This window comes from Paenarthrobacter sp. TE4293 (assembly GCF_050435325.1).
GTDB classification, from domain to species: Bacteria; Actinomycetota; Actinomycetes; order Actinomycetales; family Micrococcaceae; genus Arthrobacter; species Arthrobacter nitroguajacolicus_C.
The window spans coordinates 65,991-89,162 of sequence record NZ_JBNJRY010000010.1; the positions used below are offsets into that span (position 1 = coordinate 65,991).

General features: G+C 63.8%; 27 protein-coding genes. 13 read left to right on the plus strand and 14 right to left on the minus strand.

The genetic code is table 11. The features are described from left to right. Positions 1–19 precede the first annotated feature (19 nt). The 4 genes from QF015_RS18670 (at position 20) to QF015_RS18685 (ending at position 3,501) form a co-directional block, all read left to right on the plus strand. A complete protein-coding gene (locus QF015_RS18670; protein ID WP_310208014.1) occupies positions 20–922 on the plus strand; it encodes a transketolase in 903 nt (300 codons plus the stop codon). Next, on the plus strand, positions 919–1,914 hold the full coding sequence (locus QF015_RS18675) for a transketolase family protein (RefSeq protein ID WP_310208011.1): 996 nt from the start codon (positions 919–921) through the stop codon (positions 1,912–1,914). The genes QF015_RS18670 and QF015_RS18675 overlap by 4 nt, the downstream gene beginning before the upstream one ends. A gap of 119 nt (positions 1,915–2,033) precedes the next feature. Next, positions 2,034–2,687 (plus strand): GntR family transcriptional regulator, encoded by a 654-nt coding sequence (locus tag QF015_RS18680; RefSeq protein ID WP_310208008.1) that lies wholly within the window; start codon positions 2,034–2,036, stop codon positions 2,685–2,687. Between the two features lie 76 nt (positions 2,688–2,763). Further along, complete coding sequence (locus tag QF015_RS18685; protein ID WP_310208006.1) at positions 2,764–3,501, plus strand: VOC family protein; 738 nt, start codon at positions 2,764–2,766, stop codon at positions 3,499–3,501. 16 nt (positions 3,502–3,517) lie between these two features. Here QF015_RS18685 and QF015_RS18690 read toward each other — a convergent pair whose 3' ends face one another. Next, complete coding sequence (locus QF015_RS18690; protein ID WP_429390396.1) at positions 3,518–4,843, minus strand: HAMP domain-containing sensor histidine kinase; 1,326 nt, start codon at positions 4,841–4,843, stop codon at positions 3,518–3,520. A gap of 14 nt (positions 4,844–4,857) precedes the next feature. Then, positions 4,858–5,541, minus strand: coding sequence for a response regulator transcription factor (locus QF015_RS18695; RefSeq protein WP_310208001.1), 684 nt, complete (start codon positions 5,539–5,541; stop codon positions 4,858–4,860). A 62-nt stretch (positions 5,542–5,603) separates the two neighbouring features. On the opposite strand from QF015_RS18695, the gene QF015_RS18700 reads away from it, so the two are divergent. Continuing rightward, positions 5,604–6,644: an endonuclease/exonuclease/phosphatase family protein gene (locus QF015_RS18700; RefSeq protein WP_429390397.1), complete on the plus strand. Its 1,041-nt coding sequence runs from the start codon at positions 5,604–5,606 to the stop codon at positions 6,642–6,644. On the opposite strand, the gene QF015_RS18705 is transcribed toward QF015_RS18700, so the two are convergent. After that, positions 6,634–7,422 carry an SDR family oxidoreductase gene (locus QF015_RS18705; protein ID WP_310207995.1) on the minus strand — a complete coding sequence of 263 codons (789 nt, stop codon included), beginning with the start codon at positions 7,420–7,422 and terminating at the stop codon, positions 6,634–6,636. The two genes, QF015_RS18700 and QF015_RS18705, sit on opposite strands and share 11 nt — an antisense overlap. Positions 7,423–7,502: 80 nt before the next feature. Between QF015_RS18705 and QF015_RS18710 the strand changes: the two genes are divergently transcribed. After that, entirely contained in the window at positions 7,503–8,375 is an 873-nt protein-coding gene (locus QF015_RS18710; RefSeq protein ID WP_429390398.1) for a sigma-70 family RNA polymerase sigma factor, read from the plus strand. 9 nt (positions 8,376–8,384) lie between these two features. Here the strand turns inward: QF015_RS18710 and QF015_RS18715 are convergent, their stop codons facing one another. The 3 genes from QF015_RS18715 to QF015_RS18725 form a co-directional block, all read right to left on the minus strand. Next, entirely contained in the window at positions 8,385–9,359 is a 975-nt protein-coding gene (locus tag QF015_RS18715; RefSeq protein ID WP_310207989.1) for an acyl-CoA thioesterase, read from the minus strand. 106 nt (positions 9,360–9,465) lie between these two features. Beyond that, positions 9,466–10,029, minus strand: coding sequence for a hypothetical protein (locus QF015_RS18720; protein WP_310207987.1), 564 nt, complete (start codon positions 10,027–10,029; stop codon positions 9,466–9,468). Then, positions 10,026–10,358: a PEP-utilizing enzyme gene (locus QF015_RS18725; RefSeq protein ID WP_310207984.1), complete on the minus strand. Its 333-nt coding sequence runs from the start codon at positions 10,356–10,358 to the stop codon at positions 10,026–10,028. Before QF015_RS18725 ends, QF015_RS18720 begins: the two co-directional genes overlap by 4 nt. A 116-nt stretch (positions 10,359–10,474) precedes the next feature. Between QF015_RS18725 and aztD the strand changes: the two genes are divergently transcribed. After that, positions 10,475–11,788 (plus strand): zinc metallochaperone AztD, encoded by a 1,314-nt coding sequence (gene aztD / locus QF015_RS18730; RefSeq protein WP_429390399.1) that lies wholly within the window; start codon positions 10,475–10,477, stop codon positions 11,786–11,788. A 243-nt stretch (positions 11,789–12,031) separates the two neighbouring features. Here aztD and QF015_RS18735 read toward each other — a convergent pair whose 3' ends face one another. From QF015_RS18735 to QF015_RS18745, 3 genes are all read right to left on the minus strand, one after another. Beyond that, positions 12,032–12,466, minus strand: coding sequence for a DoxX family protein (locus tag QF015_RS18735; protein WP_429390400.1), 435 nt, complete (start codon positions 12,464–12,466; stop codon positions 12,032–12,034). Between the two features lie 68 nt (positions 12,467–12,534). After that, a complete protein-coding gene (locus tag QF015_RS18740; protein ID WP_429390401.1) occupies positions 12,535–12,945 on the minus strand; it encodes a GNAT family N-acetyltransferase in 411 nt (136 codons plus the stop codon). Continuing rightward, positions 12,942–13,541 (minus strand): antibiotic biosynthesis monooxygenase, encoded by a 600-nt coding sequence (locus QF015_RS18745; RefSeq protein ID WP_310207971.1) that lies wholly within the window; start codon positions 13,539–13,541, stop codon positions 12,942–12,944. Before QF015_RS18745 ends, QF015_RS18740 begins: the two co-directional genes overlap by 4 nt. A 41-nt stretch (positions 13,542–13,582) precedes the next feature. On the opposite strand from QF015_RS18745, the gene QF015_RS18750 reads away from it, so the two are divergent. The 3 genes from QF015_RS18750 to QF015_RS18760 all read left to right on the plus strand — a co-directional run bounded on the left by QF015_RS18750 (position 13,583) and on the right by QF015_RS18760 (position 15,933). Continuing rightward, on the plus strand, positions 13,583–14,923 hold the full coding sequence (locus QF015_RS18750) for an MATE family efflux transporter (protein ID WP_310207968.1): 1,341 nt from the start codon (positions 13,583–13,585) through the stop codon (positions 14,921–14,923). A 9-nt stretch (positions 14,924–14,932) separates the two neighbouring features. Further along, positions 14,933–15,517 (plus strand): DUF308 domain-containing protein, encoded by a 585-nt coding sequence (locus QF015_RS18755; protein ID WP_429390402.1) that lies wholly within the window; start codon positions 14,933–14,935, stop codon positions 15,515–15,517. A 68-nt stretch (positions 15,518–15,585) separates the two neighbouring features. Further along, positions 15,586–15,933, plus strand: coding sequence for a hypothetical protein (locus tag QF015_RS18760; RefSeq protein WP_310207963.1), 348 nt, complete (start codon positions 15,586–15,588; stop codon positions 15,931–15,933). 79 nt (positions 15,934–16,012) lie between these two features. On the opposite strand, the gene QF015_RS18765 is transcribed toward QF015_RS18760, so the two are convergent. Next, a complete protein-coding gene (locus tag QF015_RS18765) occupies positions 16,013–16,579 on the minus strand; it encodes a CGNR zinc finger domain-containing protein (RefSeq protein WP_310207960.1) in 567 nt (188 codons plus the stop codon). A 71-nt stretch (positions 16,580–16,650) separates the two neighbouring features. On the opposite strand from QF015_RS18765, the gene QF015_RS18770 reads away from it, so the two are divergent. After that, on the plus strand, positions 16,651–17,709 hold the full coding sequence (locus QF015_RS18770; RefSeq protein ID WP_310207957.1) for an EamA family transporter: 1,059 nt from the start codon (positions 16,651–16,653) through the stop codon (positions 17,707–17,709). Between the two features lie 64 nt (positions 17,710–17,773). Here QF015_RS18770 and QF015_RS18775 read toward each other — a convergent pair whose 3' ends face one another. Continuing rightward, positions 17,774–18,037, minus strand: coding sequence for a WXG100 family type VII secretion target (locus QF015_RS18775; RefSeq protein ID WP_011776688.1), 264 nt, complete (start codon positions 18,035–18,037; stop codon positions 17,774–17,776). A 158-nt stretch (positions 18,038–18,195) separates the two neighbouring features. Here QF015_RS18775 and QF015_RS18780 point away from each other — a divergent pair, with 158 nt between their 5' ends. After that, the gene (locus QF015_RS18780) at positions 18,196–18,468 is read left to right on the plus strand and encodes a DUF2277 domain-containing protein (protein WP_310207955.1); all 273 of its coding nucleotides are present in this window, start codon (positions 18,196–18,198) and stop codon (positions 18,466–18,468) included. 76 nt (positions 18,469–18,544) lie between these two features. Here QF015_RS18780 and QF015_RS18785 read toward each other — a convergent pair whose 3' ends face one another. From QF015_RS18785 to QF015_RS18795, 3 genes are read right to left on the minus strand one after another with little or no spacing between them, the layout of a single operon-like run. Next, positions 18,545–20,869 carry a heavy metal translocating P-type ATPase gene (locus QF015_RS18785; protein WP_429390403.1) on the minus strand — a complete coding sequence of 775 codons (2,325 nt, stop codon included), beginning with the start codon at positions 20,867–20,869 and terminating at the stop codon, positions 18,545–18,547. 8 nt (positions 20,870–20,877) lie between these two features. Continuing rightward, positions 20,878–21,111 carry a heavy-metal-associated domain-containing protein gene (locus QF015_RS18790; RefSeq protein ID WP_310207948.1) on the minus strand — a complete coding sequence of 78 codons (234 nt, stop codon included), beginning with the start codon at positions 21,109–21,111 and terminating at the stop codon, positions 20,878–20,880. A gap of 49 nt (positions 21,112–21,160) precedes the next feature. Next, a complete protein-coding gene (locus QF015_RS18795; RefSeq protein WP_429390404.1) occupies positions 21,161–21,526 on the minus strand; it encodes a metal-sensitive transcriptional regulator in 366 nt (121 codons plus the stop codon). 340 nt (positions 21,527–21,866) lie between these two features. Between QF015_RS18795 and QF015_RS18800 the strand changes: the two genes are divergently transcribed. Next, positions 21,867–23,159, plus strand: coding sequence for an extracellular solute-binding protein (locus QF015_RS18800; protein WP_429390405.1), 1,293 nt, complete (start codon positions 21,867–21,869; stop codon positions 23,157–23,159). Positions 23,160–23,172 lie beyond the last annotated feature (13 nt).

Sequence of the window (23,172 nt, forward strand, 5' to 3'; positions counted from 1 at the left end):
CGGCTCCGGAAGGAATCCAGTGACACTCTCATCAGTCGAAGCGGCCGCCGCTTCTGCTCCCACCGCTCCCTCGCCCGAACGGATCGAGCGCCTCCGCGCCGCCGCCTACCGCATCCGCCACCATGCCCTGAACATGGGCGAGGTCCAGGGCCAGGGCTACGTTGGCCAGGCACTTGGTGCCGCCGACATGCTGGCTGCCGTCTACGCCGACCAGTTGACCTACCGTGCCGAAGACCCGCACTGGGAGGGCCGGGACCGCTTCCTGCTGTCCACCGGACACTACGCAATCGGACACTATGCAGCGCTGGCCGAGGCCGGCATTGTCCCGGTCGCCGAGCTCGAAACGTACGGTTCCGATGACTCCCGCCTGCCGATGTCCGGCATGTCCACCTACACCCCCGGCATGGAAATCTCCGGTGGTTCGCTGGGTCACGGGCTGACCATCGCGGTCGGCATGGCTCTGGGGCTGCGGGCGCAGGGCTCTGGATCCCGGGTGATCAACTTCCTCTCCGACGGCGAGCTGGATGAGGGCTCTACGTGGGAGGCCGCCATGGGCGCCTACCACCACCAGCTGGGAAACCTGACCGCCATGGTGGACATCAACGCCCTCCAGGCTGACGGCGCGACGGACACCGTGCTCCGTACCGAGCCGGTCACCGGGAAGTGGGAATCGTTCGGATGGTACACGCAGCGCGTGGACGGGAACGACGTCGGTGCGCTGCTGGCAGCGTTCGACAACATCGCCGCTGTCGCAGCGCCAGTCGGGCGCCCGTCGGTCATCCTCTGCGACACCAAAGTAGGGCGCGGCGTGCCGCTCCTGGAGACCCGCGAAAAGGCGCACTTCATGCGCATCGAAGAAAACGAGTGGCAGATCTGCCGCGACCAGCTGACCGCAGGATACGAAGGGACGGCTTCAGCATGAGCACCGTTACCACCACACCGAAGCTCAAGACTTCCGCCATGATCGCGTCCTTCGCCGATCCTGGCCAGAAGACCACGTCGGCTCCCTTCGGGCATGCACTGGTCAAGGCCGCCGAGGCGGATTCCCGCATTGTTGGTCTCACGGCAGACCTCGGTAAGTACACCGATATGCATATCTTCGCCAAGGCGTTCCCGGAGCGGTTCTTCCAGATGGGCATGGCCGAGCAGCTCCTGTTTGGTGCCGCAGCAGGCATGGCCGAGACCGGGCTGATTCCCTTCGCTTCCACGTACTCCGTGTTCGCAGCCCGGCGCGCCTACGACTTCCTGTGCCTGGACATTGCCGAGCCCAACCTCAACGTCAACATCATTGGCGGATTGCCCGGCCTGACCACCGGCTACGGTCCCAGCCACCAGGCCACCGAGGACATGGCGATCTTCCGCGGCATGCCCAACCTGACCATCGTGGACCCCTGCGATTCCGTGGATATCGAGCAGGCAGTGCCCCAGCTCGCGGCCTCTGAAGGGCCCACGTACCTGCGCTTGCTCCGCGGCAACGTGCCCACCGTGCTCGACGAGTACGACTACACGTTCGAGCTCGGCAAGGCGAAGGTTCTTCGCGGCGGCAATGACGTCGTGTTCGTGTCCTCCGGCCTGATGACCATGCGTGCCCTGCAGGCTGCGGATGCGCTGGCGAAGCACAACGTGGACGTGGCCGTGGTGCACACGCCCACCATCAAGCCGTTCGACTCCGCCACCGTCCTGGCAGAGCTGAACACGGACCGTCTCGCCGTGACGCTGGAGAACCACACCGTTGTTGGCGGTCTGTTCGAAACTGTCGCGTCCGCCGTCGTGACTGCCGGTCTCGGCAAGCGCGTGGTTCCCATCGGCCTTCCTGACCAGTTCCTCGACGCCGGTGCGCTGCCAACGCTGCACGAACGGTACGGACTGTCCGTGGACCGGATCGTGGCCAAGGTGCTGGCCGAACTCGGCTGAGTTCTTGTTATCCGGCAGGAGTGCGGGAAGGACATGACTGCCCGTCCCGGACTCCTGCCCGTAGTATCAACTGTTAACACCAGACTGTCAGCAGTTGCCCAAAGAACCGAGGACACACCATGGCCACCGCCTCCCTGCTGGGACTTGAGAAGAAGAGCCTGCGCGAACAGGCGCTCGCAGCACTGCGGACCGCCATCACCAGTGGTGAACTCGAACCCGGGCGGCACCTCGTGGAAACCGAACTTTCCGAGATGTTGCAGATCAGCCGCGGCACCCTCCGCGAAGCCCTGCGCCAGCTGGAGCAGGAAGGCCTGATCTCCGCCGGAGCGCGCGGCCGCATGTCCGTGCGACACCTGGACGTCAAGGAAATCCGCGACATCTTCGCCGTCCGTGGCGCCCTGGAATCATTGGCTGCCCGGACCCTCAGCGACATGCCCGACAAGGAGGCCGTGCTCGCAGAGCTGCGTGCCGCCGTCGACAATATGGACAAAGCCGCCAAGTCCTCACTGGAGGAGCGGATCGAATCCGACCTCGAGTTCCACCGCACCCTCTGCCGGCTGTCCGGGAACGAAACCCTGCTGCATTCGTGGGAATCCCTGGAGGGCTCCATCCGGATGTCCATCATGTTCGCCGGACTGGAACGCGCCACGCGGAACATGAGTGTCGGGCGGCATCACGACATTGTTGCCGCCATTGAAACCGGAAATGCCGCCAAGGCACGGGAGACGATCATCGCGCACATGGACGGTGCTGCGGAGAACTTGGTGGGGTAATTCGGGCCGTTTCAGAGCCTGCGGACAGTAGTGGGGCTCCGGTATCCGGCTCGAGCCGGGTATAGGGTAGTGCGGCATGGGACTGCGACTGGTTCAGGTGAATTTCAAAGCCCGGGATGACACGACTCTCGGGCGATTTTGGGCTGACGCACTCGGCTGGGGTGTTTCCAGTGAGGGACCCGGTGTGACCAACGTTGAACCCGTGGGTTTCACGTGGCCGGACCCTTCAGCCGTCTGCATTGATGTTGTGACAGTTCCGGATCCGGAAACAGTGAAATACCGCGCGCATCTGGATCTGGCCACTTCATCGGCAGCTCATCAAACGGAGCTGGTTGCGCGCCTCAAGGAGCTCGGAGCGACACCGGCCGACATAGGCCAGGGAAATGTGCCGTGGACGGTACTTGCCGATCCCGAGGGCAACCTTTTCTGCGTCCTGGAACCCCGTCCGATCTACCAGGACACCGGTCCCATCGCCACCGTGGTGGTCAATTGCGCAGATCCGCGCGCCATGGCCAACTTCTGGAACGAAGCGACGGACTGGACCCTCCACGAAGTGAACGATGATCACGCAAGGCTGCGTTCATCCAAGGGGGTCGGGCCATATTTGGAGTTGCTTCGCACTCCAGACCCGGACGGACTACAGAACCGTATCCATCTCGACCTGATGCCGTATCCCGGCGACGATCAAGCGGGAGAGGTGGCAAGGCTGCATGCGCTTGGCGCTGCCGACGCTGACGTCGGCCAGGGCGACGTGTCATGGCGTTGCCTCGCGGACCCCGAGGGCAACGAGTTCTGCGTGCTGAGGCCAGGGTGACGATCCGGCGAGGTGCCTAGCTGTCTTCGGCCAGCGGCAGGCTAAGGCTGAAGTGTGCTCCGCTGTGGCTCGGGTGCGCCTTCGCCGTGCCGTTGTGGGCCACGGCTACATTGTGAACCACAGCGAGTCCCACGCCGGATCCGGCCACGCTTCGTGCGCTGGTGGACCGGTAGAATCTGTCAAAGACATGGTCCAGGTCCTCCGTCCTGATACCCGGTCCCGTATCCCGCACATCAAGAGTGACGCTGCGCCCCGAAACGCTGAGGCATACCCGGACCTGGCCTGGATCGGGAGTGAACTTGCCGGCATTGTCCAGCAGATTGGTGATGGCGCGGGCCAGCCTGACCCGATCTCCTGCCACGAGCAGAGGGTCGCCGGGCCCTTCCAGGGACCACGCCACCCCGGGGTAACGCCGTTCCGCGTTGTCCATGCAGAAGAGAACAAGTTCGTTGAGGTCCATTTCCTCGATGAAGGAAGGGGACTCCTTGTTGCGGGCCAGATCGATCAGGTCCTCGATGAGCGACTGCATGGCTATCAGTTCATGCTCCAGGGCTCCGGTGATGCCTTCTTTGCTGCCCTGGGAAAGTTCGGGATTCCTGAGCATGGCGGCGTTTGTCCGCAGCGACGTCAGGGGCGTCCGCAATTCATGGGAAGCGTCGGCAATCAGTTGTTCCTGCTGGTGGCGGGACTGCTCCAATTCGCTCAGCATCGTATTGAAGGCGTTGCTGAGCCGGTTGATCTCAGTGGTTGTGCTTTGAGGGATCCTGATGTCAGTGTTGCCGGTTTGGGCGATACCCTCGGCTACGGCCGTGAGCCGGTCTACCGGACGTAGTCCGCGTCGTGCGGCCACGTAGGCAGTGCCTGCGGCCACCACCAAGGCTCCCAGCACTGTCGCCGCGAGCAGCCAACCGAGTCGCTCGAAGGACGCCAGCACCCTGTCGTCCCGAACACCCACTACCAAGGCACGCTCATTCGGCAGTGGCCGGACGTACACGCGGATAGGGTCATCGCTGATGGCCGCTTCGGTGAAAAAGGCCGGGCTTTGGCCGGATGCCACCTCCCGCATCTGAGCGGTGATGGGCAATGCCGGCCCGGCGCCGGAGTCCGGGTCCTCGACGGAGGTAGGCGCCACTACCTGCGCGCAGGCCGGCGAACGGACCCAGGTGCACTGCGAGAAGCCCTGCCAATTGGGATCGGTCTGGATCAGCTGGATGATGCGATCCGATTCGCGCCTCAGGGAGAGATCCTCGTTCTTGCGCAGTTCATGACCCACGAAGACGTACACCAATACCGCGAACACTGAAACAGTGAGAGTGATGGCCGCCGCGATCACCAGTGTCATCCGCAGCCGCAGCGTCACGTTGCGGCCAGCCTGTATCCGACGCCCCGAACGGTCTGGATGATCCGTGGCTCACCCTCGGCTTCCAGTTTTCGACGCAGGTAGCTGATGTAAACCTCCAATGAATTGGAGGCTGGAGTCATGGCGTATCCCCACACGGCGTCGCTGATTTGCCCCCGGCTGAGTGCTTGCTCCGGGTTTTCCGCAAGCACGCAAAGGATGGCGTATTCGGTGCTGCTGAGGTCAATCCAGCGTCCGTTTAGCCTCACAGCGTGAGCTTCGGGGACCAATTCCAGATCGTTGTACACGGTGGGGCTGGCAGGAAGGTGGGCTGTCCGGCGTGCCATGGCCCGCAATCGTGCCAGCAGTTCATCAGGTTCAAACGGCTTGGAAAGGAAATCGTCCGCTCCGGCGTCCAAACCTGCAACGCAGTCAGCCACATCGCTGCGGGCCGTGAGCAAGAGGATCGGGACGGTGTTGCCGGCCGCCCGGAGCATCCGGCAGAGGCCGAGCCCATCCATCAGCGGCATCAAAACGTCCGCCACCAGCAGATCCGGAGACGTTGCGGCGACCCTTTCGAGAGCCTCACGTCCGTCAGCTGCCGTTTCAACCCGGTAGCCGGTCGTTTCAAGCAGGGACTGAAGGGAGCTCCTGATATCCGGATCGTCGTCGACGACCAGGACTGTTATGGGCTCCGTCATGGCCACCAGCATAGTTCGCGGGGCTTCAGAATCCTTTAACGTCCCTTCTGAAACATGGGGTCATGGATAAGGACACCGGAACCACCTACGCCACCGCCGCGCAGCGAGGCCTGCTTGAGTCCCGCCGTCGCCGTCCCCGTCGCCGTCGCCGTCCACGTGCCCGGGACTGGGTTGTGGGCATCGCGGCGGGGTCATTGATGGCACTGATCTTCGGCCACGGGCTGGTGCCGGAGGCTCAAGGGGCAGCACTGGTCATCGAGAGCTTCCTGCCCTGGCTCGGGCTGGTCGTCGTCGCCCTTTTGATCGTGGCGTTGCTCTCGAGAGCGTGGGCTGGCTCCATCCCAGCGGCGGCCGCTCTCGTTTCCTGGTGCCTGGTCTTCCTGCCAATCATGGCCACGGGCGCCGGGCCGGCTTCTGCCGCGGTCGCCTCGGGGGAGACCGGCAGCGGATGGAGCGTGGTCACACAGAACCTCCGCGCAGGAAACCCGGATGCCTCCGAGGCCATGGAGAAGCTGATCACGTCCGGCGCCGACGTCGTGGTACTTCAGGAGCTCACGGGTCCCACCCTGGAACGGATATCTCCGCTGATGGACCGGACGTTCGCGTATCGGCAGGTATCGGGCACAGTGGGAGTGTGGAGCAGGTTTCCCCTCAGCCAAGGCCGGCCCCTCGCCTTGGGGCTTGGCTGGTCCCGCGCCATGAGCATGCAGTTGGAATCGCCCGACGGCCCCGTCCAGCTCTATGCTGTCCATCTGCCCTCGGTCCGACCCGGCAAAGTAGGCAACAGGAACAGCGGGCTGGCCAAGCTCAGCGGGATAGTAGAGGCGGATCCGTCGCCGCGACTCTTGGTGGTTGGAGACTTCAATGCGGCCACCACGGACCGCTCGTTCGGCCCACTGCTGGCAACGCTCGACGACGCCCGGTCCGGCTTTGGGTTCACCTGGCCGGCCAGCCTTCCTGCCACCCGACCGGACCATATTCTTTTCCGCGGGTTCACCTCTTCCGGAGCGTCCGTGATAACAACTCCAGGCACCGACCATCTCGCAGCGATGGCATGGCTGCAGCCGGGGGCAGTCCGTCCCACGGTGAGCCTTAACCGATGACGGAAACCCCCTGCGTGGCCGCATGCTGTTCGGCAAGGAACTCTGCCCAACTGCATGCCATACGCTGCGCCCCGGCACCAGCCAGATTGTCGCCGGCCCGGTAGGCGCGACCAACTGCTCCGGGCAGGCGGATGGGCAGTGTGGGGCGGCGACGGCCGTGGATGCCGGTGTAGGCAGCCAGCAGTTGCGGGATGTCGAGTACCTCCGGCCCGGCGATGTCGGCCACGCGTCCGGCCGGTTCGGCGAGGGCGAGTTCGGCCAGGCGGGCTGCGACCTCGCCTGCGTGCACCGGCTCAAAGCGCAGCCCGCGCGGAGCAATTGTGAGCGGCATACGCGCGAGGCCCTTCACCAGGGGGAGGACGAAGTCGTGCAGTTGAGCCGCCCGCACCACCGTCCATGGAACGCCGGACTCCGCGATCGCCCGTTCTGCCGCGGCCTTTGCCCGGAAGTACCCGATTGGCATCTTATCCGCGCCTATCACCGAGATAAGGATCAGATGCGAGGTCCCCGCAGACCTCGCTGCCTCCGCAAGGTTTCGTGCAGCGACGTCGTCCCCTTTTGCCCCGCCCGCCAAGTGGAGGACAGTGTCCACTCCGTCCAGTGCTGCCTCGAGGCCGACGCCGGCCACAGTGTCTCCTTGCACGTATTCGACGGCGGGCTCATTGACGCCGGGGTGACGACTAAGAATGCGGACGTTCCGGCCGGTTGACCGGAGGAGCGGGACCACCCGCTGGCCGATGGTGCCGGTGCCTCCGGTCACGAGAATGGGTGTATTCATTGGTCGTCTCCTTGTTGGATGTCACGTCGAGGCCGTCCGGCTCGTCAGTATGATGACGATCGAGACAACGAGGATGTGACATGACAGATCAGGGAATTCTGGCCCGGCGCTTTGAGAAGGCCCGGCCGCGCCTGGTGGCCATCGCCAGCAGACTGCTCTCATCCACTGCTGACGCCGAGGACGTGGTGCAGGAGGCGTGGTTGCGGCTGGAACGCACCGACGCCGACGGGATAGAGAATCTGGATGCCTGGCTGACGACGGTTGTCTCCCGTCTGAGCCTCGACGCTTTGCGGGCACCCCGTCGCGCTCGCGAGCAGTCCTGGCACGTGGAACCGTGGCTGGATGAGCCCAGCGCAATCACCGGCGACCCTGTGGAGGAAGCCGAGCGCAGCGACCACCTCAGCGTAGCCCTCTTCGTAGTGCTGGAGACTCTATCGCCGGCAGAGCGGGTGGCGTTCGTCCTGCACGATGTCTTCGGTTGTCCATTTGAGGAAATAGCCGTGGCGCTCGACCGGTCTGTCGATGCCGCCCGCCAGCTCGCCTCCCGCGCCCGCCGACGGCTCCAGGGCGCACCGGCACCGCTCCGACCTAGGCCGGAACACGCACGAGAGTTGGTGAACGCCTGGCTTGTTGCGGCTCAGCAAGGAGACTTCAAGGCGCTGTTGGGGCTGCTCGACGACGGCGCAGTGCTGCGGGCTGATTACGGCACCAGCACCCAAACCCTCCAAGGTGCCCAGGCGATCACGGAGCAGGCGGTCCTGTCTGCGCGCTTGGCCGCGCATTCCACGCCCATCCTGATCGACCAGCGGCCAGGCGTGGCAGCGGTGCTGAACGGACGGGTGGTTTCGATCATGGCGTTCACGATCCTGCATGGGCGAATCGCCCGGCTGGATGTCCTGGCCGATGCTGCGCGGCTGAAGCACCTGGACTTGAGCATCGTCACCCATGACTAAACGGCCCCTTTAGTTGCCAGCCGCTTTCAGCAGGTGATCCGGCAGGCGGTTTCCTGGTGCCCGACCACGGATTTCCAGCAGTTCACGGGCATGGGCGTGCAGCTTCTTGTCCTCGTCTGACACGGGAACCCATTCGGGAATCGGCACCGCCGTCCCTGTTTCATCCCGGGCCACCATCACTGTGAGGCAATACGTGGTCAGGTTCATTTCACGGGTCTTGGGGTCTCCGGAGCGGACATGCACAGCGATGTGCATTCCCTTGGCTCCCGTGTAGACGAGTCGGGCTTCGACCTCAACAACGTGGCCGATCAGGAGGGGCCTGTAGAAACGCACGCCTCCGGAGAACACAGCCACAGTGTCCTTGCCGCAGTAGCGGGAGGCACAAACATAGGCCGCTTCGTCGATCCACTTCATGACGATGCCACCGTGGACCTTGCCGCCCCAGTTCACATCAGTGGGGGACGCCATGAACCTCAGCGTGACCCGCTCGGCGGTGCCGGCGTCGGTATATTCCTGTGCGTTCATCGCGTTGACGATCTGCTCGCGGACCTCAATGCGTGCCAGCGCGTGGTCCCGTTGCTCGATCTCTTCAGGCGTCGACGGCTCGAACTGGGGGACAGGAATGGGCTTGCCGTCCGGCCCCACCGCTACGAAAATCACCATGCACTGGCTGTGCATCGTCTCCGGCCCGCCCTTGGGATCGCGCGAGCTGACCACGGTGTGGATGTGCATGGAGGATCGGCCGGTGTAAACAATCGTGGAGGTCACTTCCACCATGTCGCCGCTGTTGACCGGATCCGTGAAGTGGATGTTGCCCACATAGGCCGTGACGCAGTAGGACTTGGCCCACCCAACCGCTGCGGCATAGGCCGCTTTGTCCACCCACTCGAGGACGGTTCCGGCGTCGACCGATCCGCTGTGTCCGATGTCCATGGGGGCCGCGAGGAAGCGGAGGGTCACTGAGTTGGCGGCATCATCGCTCATGTTTCGAAGTTTACTGTTGGCAGGTTTCTGTTACGTGACTAAGTCAATCCCGGCTGTCGCGCCGACCAGAAGCCGCTCCGGCCAGAAGCCGCCCCGGCCAGACGCGTCAGGCTCGCTGGAGCCCCAGGGTCGCGATGAGATCCTCGTGCAGCTCGAACCAGACCCGATGGAAGGAGTCGCGATCCGTGGCCGTCAGCCACGCCGTACCCTCCGGGGCATGCCTCAGTGCTCCCATCAGGCGCTCGGAGTAGCCATCGAACCGAGGCAGCAAACCGGTCAGTTGGACTTCCAGCGGACGCCATGCAGCCAGGGCGCCGATCAGGACGTCCATGGCATCGTCAGTAGCTGAAGACTGCAACTGGACGGCACTGCAGGCGCCCACTACGCCGGTGTTGAAGTCTGCGAATTCCTCGTGCACGGCAACAACAGTGCCACGTGCCTCCGCATCGTCGAGTTCGTGGGCCAGCAGCCGTTCATTTTCGGCTCGCCCGAGGCTGGACAGTGACCAACCACTGGTCCCGGCGAAGGTGCTGTACGAAACGAAGCCAGCCACTCCGGCGTCGATGAGTTCGGACTCCACCACCGCGCGATCCCGGGCGAAGCGGGCCGCTACAGCCTCCGTATCCGCGAACCCGAGAAGTCGTACGGCGTGCAGGGTCAGCAGCGTCATTTACTGTCCTGCACGGTGACGGTTCCCTGCGCCCCATCTACTGTCAGCCGGCTTCCGTCGAGGAGTGTTTCCAGTGCGTCACGGACTCCGAGCACTGCGGGAATCCCGTACTCCCTGGCCACAATTGCTGCGTGGGACAGCATTCCGCCGGTTTGGGTGACCACGGCTGAGGCCATGCCCAGGAGAGGTGTCCAGGCTGGATCGGTGGTGCGGCAAATCAGCACATCGCCGGACTGGAAGCGGTTGAATTCGTCCGGCCCGTGAATGAGCCGGGCCGGTCCCTGGACAATTCCGGCGCTGGCGCCGACGCCGGTGAGGATGGTGGTCATCGCAGGCTTTCGGTTCGCAGCGAAAGAGTAATGGTGGGCATCTTGTTGAGACTAACAGCGGGGGCGGGGAGCATAGGCCAATTTGCGATCTAAATGAGAATCAATATCATTTAAACATGCCTCATCACCTCACTCCCATGACCCCTGTCCCAACCACCCTCAAACGCCGCCTTCGCGCGTTGCCGATTGCCGCCGTCGGACTCTCTGCCCTGTTGCTGACCGCCTGCGTCGGCCCCGGCGATTCGGCGGGCACCGCAGGTGACGTGTCGCCTTCAGCACCATCGACCGCCACCGCAAAAGAGGCTGGAGCGCCGACGCCGAGGCTCGTTTACACGCACGACGCCGGAATTTCAGTTTTGGACGCAACCTCGCTTGAGCAGGTAGGAACTGCGGAAATGTCCGGTTTCAACCGCCTGAACCCGGCCGGCGATGAGCGCCACGTTTTCGTGTCCACGGGCGACTCCTTCCGTCTCTTCGATGCCGGCGCATGGACCGAGCCGCACGGCGACCACAGCCATCACTATGTGGCCAACCCCCAGCTGACTGACGTGGCGTTCGCCGCGGAAAAGGCCGGGCACGTTGTGCTGCACGCGGGCAAGACCGTGCTGTTCAACGACGGTTCGGGCAAGGTGGAGAGCTTCGAAACCTCCGCGCTGGCGGCTGCCGTGGAGGATGGAAAGCTGCCTCCGACGGATGTGTACACCACGCCGGAGGCGCATCACGGCGTGGCTGTGGAGCTTGAAGACGGCAAGTTGCTGGTGACCGTCGGAAATGAGGTAGGGCGTTCGGGGATCGCGGTCCTGACGGCCGGCAAGGGGCAGGATCGCACTGAAGTGGTGCGTAACGAGGAGTGCCCCGGAGTTCACGGCGAGGCCGTAGCCGCGGGTGAAGCTGTGGTGGTTGGTTGCGAAAACGGGATGCTGATCTACAAGGGCGGCGCGATCACCAAGGTCGCCAGCCCTGACGCCTACGGTCGGATGGGAAACCAGGCGGGCTCCGAAAAGTCGCCGGTGATTCTGGGTGACTACAAAGTGGACAAGGCGGCCGAGCTCGAGCGGCCCACCCGGATCTCCTTGGTCAACACCGAAACTGCCAGCCTGCAACTGGTGGACATCGGCACCAGCTACTCCTTCCGCTCACTCGGCCGCGGCCCGGCGGGTGAAGCGCTGGTACTCGGTACGGATGGCGGCCTGCGGGTCATCGAGCCCCTCAGCGGAGCTGTCACCGCGACGATCCCGGTGGTTGGAGCCTGGGAGGAGTCCACAACATGGCAGGACCCGCGGCCTACGCTGTTCGTTCAAGGCTCGACGGCGTTCGTCACCGAACCCGCGACGCGCACTATTCATGCGGTGGACTTGGGTGCTGGCAAGGTGGTGAAGTCGGCGCAGTTGGAGCATGTCCCCAACGAGCTGACCGGTGTGAAGGGCTAGCACGCCCTCTCACCTCCCGCCGGTTAAATGCCGACGCTCTCTCACCTTCCGCCGGTTAATCGCCGACGCTTTCTCACTTTCTTGAAGAAAGGGGGAGAGCGTCGGCTTTTTGGGGCCGTTAGGTGAGAGAGCGTCGGCTTTTTGGGGGCGTTAGGTGAGAGAGCGTCGGCTTTTTGGGGGCGTTAGGTGAGAGAGCGTCGGCTTTTTGGGGGCGTTAGGTGAGAGAGCGTCGGGGGTCTTGGGTTACGCGAGGACGCGGAGTTTGGATCCCGGGCGGCCGAACAGGGCGGCGTCGGCGGAGATCCTGCCGGCACCCGCAAGGGCCAAGGCCAGCGCGGCGCCGGCGAAGAGCAGGACCAGTTCGTACCCGCCGTTGCCGACGAAGACGCCGGCCGGGGCGTGCACCAGGAAGAGCGCGCCCAGCATGTTGACGGCCAGAAGGGCCGCGAACACGCGGGTCAGGAACCCGATGATCAGGGCGATGCCGCCCACGAGTTCCAGGGTTGCCACGATCGGTGCTACTGCTGAGGCGCCGGGGACGCCCATCTGGGTGAAGGAGGCTTGCGTGCCTGCGATGGTGAATTCGTTGAACTTCTGCCAACCGTGCGCGGCGAAGAGAAATCCTGCAATGACGCGCAGGATGGTCAGGGCTGTGGTGGTCAAGCTGGACTTGTTCATGACCTCAACCCTTCCCGAGTTAAGTTGAAGTGTCAACTAATCGTGGCTTTTTATGACCAAAACAAGAGCTACCTCGTTTCGGGACGCTCGAGGTAGCGCGCGTCCGGTTCCACGAATCCGAACTGCTGGTACAGCCCGTGCGCGTCGCTGGTGTGGAGCATCCAGCGGAAGTTTGCCCCCGGCCCGGCGTCGATCATTTCCCGCACCATGGCCTTGCCCAGCGACTGTCCGCGTGCGGACTCCTCCACGTAAACGTCGGCCAGGTAGGCCAGGGCGACGCCGTCGGAAAAGGCGCGGGCGTACCCCACCATCGCGCCGGTTTCGGAGTCGTAGGCGCCAATAATCCGCCAGGCGTTGTCCAGTTGCGCTTCGACATCAGCGCGGGTGCGCCACTTTGCCCAGTAGACCTTGGTGGAGAGCTGCGCCCAGAGCCAGTCGCGGTCCACCCGGTCCTTGTCCGGGGAAAGAAGGTAGGTCATCGCCGAATCTCCTTGACCCGAACGGAGCGACTGCGCCGGGGCTTCGCCTGGAGCCACGGCTGCAGGAGCCGGGTAGTGACCGGCAGGAAGATGTACGTCATCAGCGGCGTGAGGATCACGATGTTGAGAAGGACGGCGAACACCAACGGCCAGTCCTGCGTGAGGGGGTGCAACAGGAAATTGGCCAGCAAGCTCAGCGGGAAGAATGGCAGGAAGATACTGATGGCCTGCTTCCATCGCGGCGGCACCACCGTCTCGGGGACCACCACGGACACGTCGCCCGGCCGCGAGAACCAGCCCTCGATTCCCGTGTGCCGCTCCACGCGGGTGGTTTCCATCATGTCCCTGGCGCTGTCGATCCACCAGCGCCGCTCCTCCGAGTCCTCCCAGGCTTGCAGCGACTCGGCATCAGCGAAGCGGTAGAGCATGTGCCATTCCGCGGAGTCGATGCCGTTGCGGACCCAACCCGAGCCCAGGTAGCCCGGCCATTCGCGGGCAAGTTCCTGGCCGGCGTGGGCCCAGGCATTGGCCTGGCGGGTATAGCCGGGGAGGATGGTGCGGGCGACGGAAACGGTGACGGGATGCTCGTGTGACACGGCCCAAATGTACCCGGCCCGCAGCCGACTAGGCTTGTTTAGTGCCACAAACCACAACCACGCCCGTGCGCTCCAATGCCCGCGAGATCCTGCGCCTCGCCGTCCCCGCCTTCGGCGCCCTCATTGCGGAGCCGCTGTTCCTGCTGGCCGACTCCGCCATCGTGGGACATCTGGGCGTCGACCAGCTCGCCGGGGTTGGACTCGCCTCCACGATTTTGCACACCGCCGTGGGACTCATGGTCTTCCTGGCGTATTCGACGACGCCGGCGGTCGCCCGTGCGATCGGCGACGGCAAGTTAGGCAAGGCTCTTGCGGCAGGGCGCGACGGCGTGTGGCTGGCTCTGTTGCTTGGCTTGGCGCTCGCTGTGGTTGGTTTTGTGGCGGCCGAGCCGCTGGTTGGCTTCATGGGAGCCACGGGAGAAGTTCGCCAGTTCGCCGTCGATTACCTGCGATGGTCCATGCCTGGCCTGGCTGCGATGCTCCTGATTTTTGCCGGCACGGGTGTCCTCCGGGGGTTGCAGGACACCCGGACGCCGCTGGTGGTGGCAACCGCGGGATTCGCCGTCAACATCGCCCTCAACGTGTTTTTTGTGTACGGGTTGAACATGTCCGTGGCGGGTTCGGCGATCGGTACCAGCATCGCGCAGTGGGCCATGGCGGCCGTCTACCTGGTGATGGTGAGCCGGAATGCGCGTCACCATGGGGTGTCCTTGAGGCCGGACTGGCACGGCGTCCGCGCCATGACGAAGGTGGGTTCGTGGCTCATGCTTCGCACCCTGAGCCTCCGCCTCGCCATCCTGGCAACCGTCCTGGTGGTCACGGCCCAAGGTGCCGTGAACCTGGCGGCGCACCAACTGGCCATGACCATCTTCTCCTTCCTCGCCTTTGCCTTGGATGCGCTGGCCATTGCTGCGCAGGCACTGATCGGTAAGGAACTCGGGGCCAGGAACGCCGGACGTGTCCGGGAGTTGACCCGCACCATGATCCGTTGGGGCCTCGGCTTCGGCGTGTTGACCGGGGCGCTCCTTGCAGTTGCGGCTCCTTGGGCCGGCTACATCTTCACGTCCGACGAGGGTGTCCGCTCCGCCCTCACCGTCGCGCTGTGGGTCTTGGCGGTGGGACAGCCGTTGGCCGGGTACGTCTTCGTCCTCGACGGAGTCCTCATCGGCGCTGGCGACGCTCGCTATTTGGCGATTGCCGGCGTCGTAAATCTTGCCGTGTATTTGCCGCTGTTGGTGGCCATCCACCAGATAAGGCCCGACGGCGAGGCGGGGCTTCTGTGGCTGTGGGCGGCGTTTGCGCTGGGCTACATGCTGGCCCGCGGGGTGACTTTGGGGCTCCGCGCACGCACTGATCGCTGGATGGTGCTGGGTTCCCACTAAACTGGACGGGTGACTCTCCCAGCGACTCCTGCCCAGACTCCCTCTGCTTCCGCGGCCGGGCTCTGGAAACCCGTGCTGATCAGGGCTGCGGTGGCTCTGGTGTTCGGCGCTGTCACCATCTTCTGGGCTTCGCCGTCCGTGCAGGTCCTGGCGTGGGCTGTGGGCCTCTACTTGCTGGCGACTGCCGGCGCCGTATGGAGGTCGAACGCTTTGCCGGTGGCCGTGCCCTTGGTGGTTGCACTCGGCGGAATCGGCGCCCTGGTTACCCAGTCTGACGCGGGCGTCGCTCTTTCCGCGATGTTGGCACTGTTGGTTCTGGGCCTCCTTGAAGTGGTCCATGGCCTCAGGAGGCGTGACGTGCTGGCAAGGGACTGGCTCATTTCCGGCGTCATTACTGTGGGGACGGCCGTCATGCTGCCGTTCTTCACCTCCCTCGGAGCCCACGCGCTGCTGGGTGTTGCCGGTGGAGGAGCCATCATTTCCGGCGTGCTCTGGATTCTGTCCGGACTGACCTTGCGACATGACGCCAAGACTGCTTCGACGGGCACTGCCCAGGCTGCTGGGCCGAGTGCTTCGCCCGAGGCCGTAAACTAGTAGCTGGACGTTCTACTCCTTGTAGAACTTTTGTAGACCGGCGGACGCGATCCGCCATCATTGGAGGAATGACCGTGGCTGACCAGACACCAGGAGAACCGCGCAAGATGCGGACCTCGGTCAAGGGACCCCTCATGTTCTCCGCGTTCTTTGCAGTACTGGCCTTTGTCGCCGTGCTCATCTTCGCTTCCGGGGGCAGCGCAAAGGCCCCGCGGTTCGACCTCGCCTTCACCGGTGCGGGCATCGCGTTCATCGTGAGCCTCGTCGTGGCCGCCATGCTTTCGATGAGCCACAAGGAAAACGCCGACCACCTCGGCAAGGGTTCCGGAGTCAACCTCAGTTCCAAGCGGCCCCACGGTTCCAGTAATCCCCTGGATCCCGACGACCAGACTGAAACGCCCGACGCCGGCCGCTGACCTTCCAGCGCTTCCCCACTTCGGTGGGGGAGCGCTTTTTTGTGGGTGCCGTGGCGTTCACCGCGTCACGAGGTGCCCGTCACCGTTGATGTACTCCATGATCGTCCTCCGCCGCTTTCCTTGCCCGGTATGCGGCGACGTGGGCGCGGTTGGCGCAGTTGCCGGTGTCGCAGTAAAGCTTTGACCGGTTGCGGGTGAGGTCCAGCACCACGGCGTCGCAATCCTCGGCGGCACACACCCGCATGCGGTCCATCTCTTTACTGCGGATCACGTCGATGATGGCCATTGCTGCCTCGGTGCCCATGCGGTCTGCCAGCGGTGCTTCCGGGGTAGTGGCGTGGAGGTGCCAGTCCCAATGGTCGTGCTTCACCAGCTGGGGGAGTGCCTTGGCGTCGACCAGCAGCTTGTTGACGGACTTGGCCGCGGTGTCCTCGTCGGCAGTCCAGAGCGCCGCCAATTCGCTGCGAAGTCGTTTGATGCTGGTCAGCTCCGCGGGGGAGTTGACCCGCGAGCCCGTGAACTCTTCGGCATCCAGGAAGGCGTCGAGGTCGGCCAGCGTGGTGAGCTTTTCCTCCCCGTTGGCGGCCGTGTTGATCAGGTTGACGACGCTGCGAAGGGCAACCTCGGTGTCAGGCGCAAAAAGCACTTTGACTCCTTACGTGATTCGGGAGTACTGTCATGACCATAAGCCCACTTTACTCCTGACAGGAGGCTGCTGTGTCAGCTCCAACGACGAAGGCTGATGCACAAGGTTTCCTGGCATCGGGACTCGGCATCGCACTCTTTTCTTCCGCTGTCTTCGGCACGTCCGGCTCGTTCGCCAAATCGATGCTGGAAACCGGCTGGTCACCCGGTGCCGCGGTTGCCGTGCGCCTCACCGGCGCTGCGCTGATCCTGTTGATTCCCGCCGTCGTGGTCCTTCGCGGCCGCTGGCACCAACTCAAGGAGAACTGGCTGACCATCCTGCTGTTCGGCCTCATTGGGGTCGCCGGCTGCCAGCTGTTCTACTTCAATGCTGTTGCGCGCCTGTCCGTAGGTGTAGCCCTGTTGCTGGAGTACCTGGCCCCCGTGATGATCGTGCTGTGGCTGTGGATCGCCAGCCGGCGCAGGCCGCGTGCGCTTACGGCTGCCGGTGCTTTGCTCTCGCTGGGTGGCCTGGTGCTGGTTCTCGACCTGACCGGTGCCGTGAAAGTGGACTTCATCGGGGTTCTCTGGGGCATGGCCGCCGCCGTGTGCCTGGTGATCTACTTCTTCATCACCGCCAAGGAAAATGACACCCTCCCACCGTTGGTGCTCGCATCGGGCGGCCTCCTGGTGGGTGCGCTGGTGATGTGGCTCGTCGGACTTCTGGGCTTGCTGCCCATGACGTTCAGCACTGCTGACACAACTCTCGGGCCGTGGACCACTCCGTGGTGGGTTTCCGCCGTGGGACTCATCGTTTTGGCTACCGTTCTGGCCTATGTTTCCGGCATCATGGCCGCCCGGAGCCTGGGTTCCAAAGTGGCGTCGTTCGTGTCCCTGACCGAGGTGCTGTTCGCGGTGATCTGGGCATGGCTGCTGTTGGGTGAACTCCCCGGCCCGATTCAGTTGCTCGGTGGCCTCTTGATTGTGGGCGGCGTTGTCTTGGTCCGCATTGACGAGCTGCGCGGAGACCGTCGCGCCGCCCGAAATGCTGCCGCGGAGCCCGCGCAGGACGCGGCCCGCGTGCTGAATCACCCGAACGATGTGGAGCCTGTCCCTTCGGGGAGCGTCGCCAACGAGCCGCGCGGCTACTAGGCCCTTCCGGACCTTAAAAGCAAAGAACCCGGACGCTTGTGCGTCCGGGTTCTTCCCAACTGTCTTAGTTGGAGGCCTGCTGCTGCTGCTCAGCGTTCTTCTGAGCGCGATCGCCGGCTTCGCGAAGTGCGTCGGCAACCTTCTTCAGGTTGGAAGCGTGCTGGCTGTCCCACTCGCCGCGGAACTTGTCAGCGTCCGGGCCCTTCCAGTCGGTGCCGTCAAGAGCGCCCTTCAGCTGTGAACGCTGCTGCTCGATGTTCTCGGCACCTGCCTTCAGCTTGTTACCGAGCTGACGAAGCTGATCAACATCTGCACCCCAAATAGCCATGAGATTCTCCTTCATTTGTTCGGACCCGAGCTCTTCGGCATCCCCAGCGGCCTCCGGCTCATCCGGAAGATCCAATAGCTAAAACCTATCCCGGGAATCCTGAAACCGTCGATGGGCACCCCTCCCCATGCAGCACTGCCCATAGTTAGCATGGGGTTATGTGCCGCAATATCAGGACCCTGCATAACTTCGAACCGCATGCCACGGACGCCGAAGTGGAGGCCGCAGCACTGCAATATGTGCGCAAGATCAGCGGATCCACCAAGCCTTCCAAGGCCAACGAGGAAGCCTTTGCCGAGGCAGTCCACGAGATCGCCCATATTACGCAGCATCTCCTGGACTCCCTGGTGAGCCATGGCCCGGCGAAGAACCGCGACGAGGAAGCGGCCAAAGCGAAGGCCCGGGCCGCTGTTCGGTTCGGGACGGCCTAGCTTTGCCGTCAATGTAGATGGCAGTTGCGGCTGGTCTGAAGTGCTCGGAGCAACCACAACTGCCAGTCAGTGGGGCTTACTTCCCGAAAGAGCGGAGCCTCAGCGAGTTCGCTACTACCAGTACCGAGCTCGCTGCCATTGCCGCGCCGGCGATCATCGGGTTCAGGAATCCGAGTGCTGCCACCGGGATGCCGATCGCGTTGTAGAAGAACGCCCAGAACAGGTTTGTCTTGATGGTCGAAAGGGTCTTGCGGGATAGCTGGATTGCCTGCACCAATTGACCCAGGTCGCTGCCCATCACCGTGAGATCCGAGGCCTCGATGGCAACATCCGTGCCCGATCCCATCGCGATGCCGAGGTCCGATTGCGCCAAGGCCGCCGCGTCATTGACGCCATCACCGGCCATGGCCACCGTAGCCCCGGAGGCCTGCAGCTTCCGGACCGCCTCGACTTTGCCCTCCGGCAGTACACCGGCGAACACGTCCTCCGGTGGGATCCCGACGGCGGCAGCCACGTGGGCGGCCACGGCGGCGTTGTCCCCGGTCAAGAGGATGGGGCGAATGCCCAGGTCCTTCAACTTTTGGATAGCCGCTGCCGAGCCGGGCTTAATGGTGTCGCTCAGGCTGACAATCCCGGCTGGCTGGCCGTCGACTGCAACCCAGATCGCTGTGGCACCGCGGTTTTCCTCTGTGGCCAGGGCATCCCGATGGCTCGGCTCAAGGGTGATGCCGTTCTGCTCGAGCCAGCCGGATCGCCCTACGACCACACTCTTCGCCGCACCATCCAGTGCAACCGTTCCCCGGACGCCGCCGCCCGGAGCGGAACTGAAACCGTCAACGCGAGGCAGGCTGCCGGCGTCGTGCATTGCGTCCTGCGCGGCGGCAGCAATTGCATGGGCGATCGGGTGTTCGGAGGCTGACTCAACCGCACCCGCCAAGGTCAGGACGGTGGCGGCGGAGTGACCATTCAGGGCAACGGTGTGGTCAACGGCGAGCTTGCCGCTGGTAACGGTGCCCGTCTTGTCCAGCAGGATGGTGTCCACGTGCCGGGTGTCCTCGAGAACCTGGGGGCCCTTGATGAGGATGCCCAACTGGGCGCCACGACCGGTTCCGGTCAGCAGGCCAACAGGAGTGGCCAGGCCCAAGGCACAGGGGCACGCGATCACGAGGACAGCGACGGCGGCCGTGAAGGCGGCATTGAGATCGCCCGAGAAGAACAACCACAGCAGGAAGGTGACCAGGGCGATGACCAGGACAATGGGGACGAAGACCGAACTGATCCTGTCCGCGAGTCGGGCGATGGGAGCCTTGCCGGTCTGGGCCTGGCTGACCAGGCGGCCCATCTGGGCGAGCGTCGTGTCCGAACCAACGCGGGTTGCCCGCACCAGCAGGCGGCCCGATGTGTTGATCGTCGCGCCCGTTACCAGGCTGCCCGGTCTGACTTCGACCGGCACCGATTCACCCGTCACCAGGGAAGCGTCGACGGCGGATGCGCCGTCGGTGACCACGCCATCGGTGGCGATTTTCTCACCGGGGCGAACCACAATGACGTCGTCCACCAGGAGTTGTTCGGCCGGAATCTTTCGCTCCATGCCGTCCACGAGGATTGTGGCCTCCTTGGCGCCAAGGTTCAGCAGGGCCTTGAGGGCGTTGCCGGCCTTTGCTTTGGCGTTCGCTTCAAGGTAGCGGCCGAGCAGCAGGAACGTGGTGACTATGGCGGCGACCTCGAAGTACAGCCCGGCGCCGGACATGCTTTCCATGCCCGGGTGTTCGGTCATTCGGGGATCCGCGAACAGCTGCCACGCAGAGTAGAGGTAGGCGGCGATGACACCGATGGAGACGAGCGTGTCCATGGTCGAAGCGAAGTGCCGTGCGTTGATGGCGGCGGCCCGATGGAAGGGCCAGGCGGCCCAGCTCACCACCGGCAGCGCCAAGGCGCCGACGACCCAGCCCCAGTTGGCAAACTGCAGGGCCGGGATCATCGAGATGGCGAACACCGGCACGGTCAACAGCGCTGCGGCAATCAGGCGTGGGCGGAGCGTCGAGGCGGAGGGGCCGTGATCCATGTGATTTTCGTGCCCGGCATCATGCTCTGCTTCCGGAGCCTCGTTGCCGTGGTGGTGCTCATGGAGGCCGTGTTCGCGGGTGTGCGGCGCTGGGGCTTGCCGGACGGTGGCTTTGTAGCCAGTGGCATTGACCGTGTCCACGATTTGTTGGTCCGTCATGGTCGCAGGGACCGTGACGTGGGCTGATTCGAGGGGCAGGTTGACGCTTGCCTCGACGCCGTCGAGCTTGCCCAGTTTTCGTTCCACTCGATTGACGCACGAGGCGCAGGTCATGCCCTCGATGTCCAGTTCGATGACCCTCTGTGCGGGTTTGTTGAAAGTCTCCTGGTTACTCAAGAGGACTCCTAAGCTTCGTTGGCTACCACCAAGTAGCCGGCTTCTGCCACGGCTTCGCCAATTTCTGAGGGCGAGAGCTCCTTGGTTGACGTGATCGTTACGGTGGTCAGGCCACCCGGGTTGAGGTCTACAGCTACGCCCTCAACACCGCTGAGTGCTTCAAGTTCTTCGCTCACGCTGGACACACAGTGGCCGCAGGTCATGCCGGAAACGTTCACGTTGGTCTGGATGGTCTGGCTCATGGCGTGCTCCTTGGTGCTGAGTTGGATGGTGTGGTGGTTTGAGGTGGTGTTACCGCAGCAGGCGCCCGATGGCATCGGTTGCCTCCTTCACTTTGGCATCGATCTGCTCGGCGCGGGCTTCGGGATCGGGCTCGGCGGCAGCGCCAACGACGCAGTGGCCGATGTGCTCCTCAACAAGCCCAAGGCTCACGGCGTGGAGGGCCTTGGTGGCCGCGGCAACCTGCGTGAGGATGTCGATGCAGTACTTATCGTCCTCGACCATGCGGGCGATCCCACGGACCTGGCCTTCAATGCGTTTCAACCGTTTGAGGTACGCGTCCTTGTTGGCGGTGTAGCCGTGAGGTGCGGCGTGCTCTAGGTCCACCTCGATAATGGGTGCGTCTGGATGGCCCATGCTCAGATCCGGTGTGCTCATGAGGTGAACTTATACCCCAAGGGGGTATCAGTCAAGTACCCCTGGGGGGTATTAGTTACATACCACTGGAGGATATGGTGCCGCGGGGCGGGCCATGAGGGTCCCAAGAGGATGGCGGGCGGCGGGGGGTGGCTGCAGCAGTCACCCGAAAACACGCCCGACCACGCGCGGGATTAACCCCCTTGGTATAGACCAAAATGCCCAAAAACTGGATTCTTGTTTTGCACTGCAAACCTTTTGGGAAATGTGCTTCCGCCCACACCTGCCCATTCATAGTGTTTGGTTTCATAGCCGCGGAGGGGGAAGTCCCGCGGAACCCAACTTTCTCCATGGAGGACACTTGAAACTCGCACGCTCCGCAGCGGCCATCGCCATCGCAGCGCTCGCATTGACCGCCTGCGCTCCGCCCACCTCAAACAACGCAGCCTCCAGCTCGGATGAGCAGACCGGCACCGTCCGCGTCTGGCTCTTCTCCGAGGTCAACCAGGATCCCAAGTCCGCAGTGGTCAAGGAAGCAGTCACTGAATTCGAAGCGGCACACAGTGGTGCCAAGATCGATGTCCAGTACATTCCCGTGGACAGCCGCGCCGAGCGCTTCAAGGCTGCCTTCAACGATCCGTCCAGCGCCCCGGACGTGGCTGAGTTCGGCAACACGGACCTCGCCAGCTACGTCGCATCCGGTGGTCTGGCGGACGTGACCGAGGACATTAAGTCCTGGGACGAGGCCAAGGACCTCGATGAAAAGATCCTGGACACCACCGAGATCGACGGGAAGAACTACGGTGTGCCGTGGTTCGTTGGCGTTCGCGCGCTCTACTACCGAACGGATCTCCTGCAGCAGTTGGGCCTTCAGGTTCCCAAGACCTTGGATGAGGTTGAAACCGTGGCCCGGGCTGTCCGCGCAGCAAACCCGGACCTGCTGGGTATCTCCGTCGGTGGCGCAGCACAGTTCTCCGCCATGCCCTACCTCTGGGCCAACGGCGGGGAAATCGCCACGAAGGAAGGCGACACGTTCGTTTCGGGTCTTGACTCCGCTGAGTCCCGCGAGGGCGTCGCCGCGTACACGCGCCTCCTCAAGGACGACATCTGCCCGGCCCAGACCTGCGCCGAGTTCGGTGGCAACGCCAGCGTCCAGCAGTTCATCGCCGGTAAGTCGGCTATGACCATCGGCGGCGACTTCAACTACAAGGCTGTTGCCGCCAGCGCCATCAAGGACAAGTTCGCTGTGGTTCCCGTTCCCGGCAAGACCGCCGGATCCATCGCACCGGCCTTCGCAGGCGGAAACAACCTCGGGGTCTTCAACAGCAGCGAACGCCGTACGCTTGCCGCCGAGTTCGTGAAGTTGCTGGCCAGCAAGAAGTACCAGCAGAAGATGTTCGACTCCATGGGCAACCTCCCTACATTCAGCGATGTGCAGAGGTCCGTGGCGGAGAACAACAAGCAGGTCGAACCCTTCATCAACACGCTCGGCGCCGGAACCAAGTTCGTCCCGGTCACCGAAAACTGGTCCACCATCGACGCACAAGGTGTCTTCACGGGCATGTACCAGAAGGTGGTTACGGGCAAGGCTGACGTCGACACGGCGACCACCGAGGCCGCAACCGCCATGAACACGGCTTTCGGGTCCAAGTAATGCGCCGCACGTC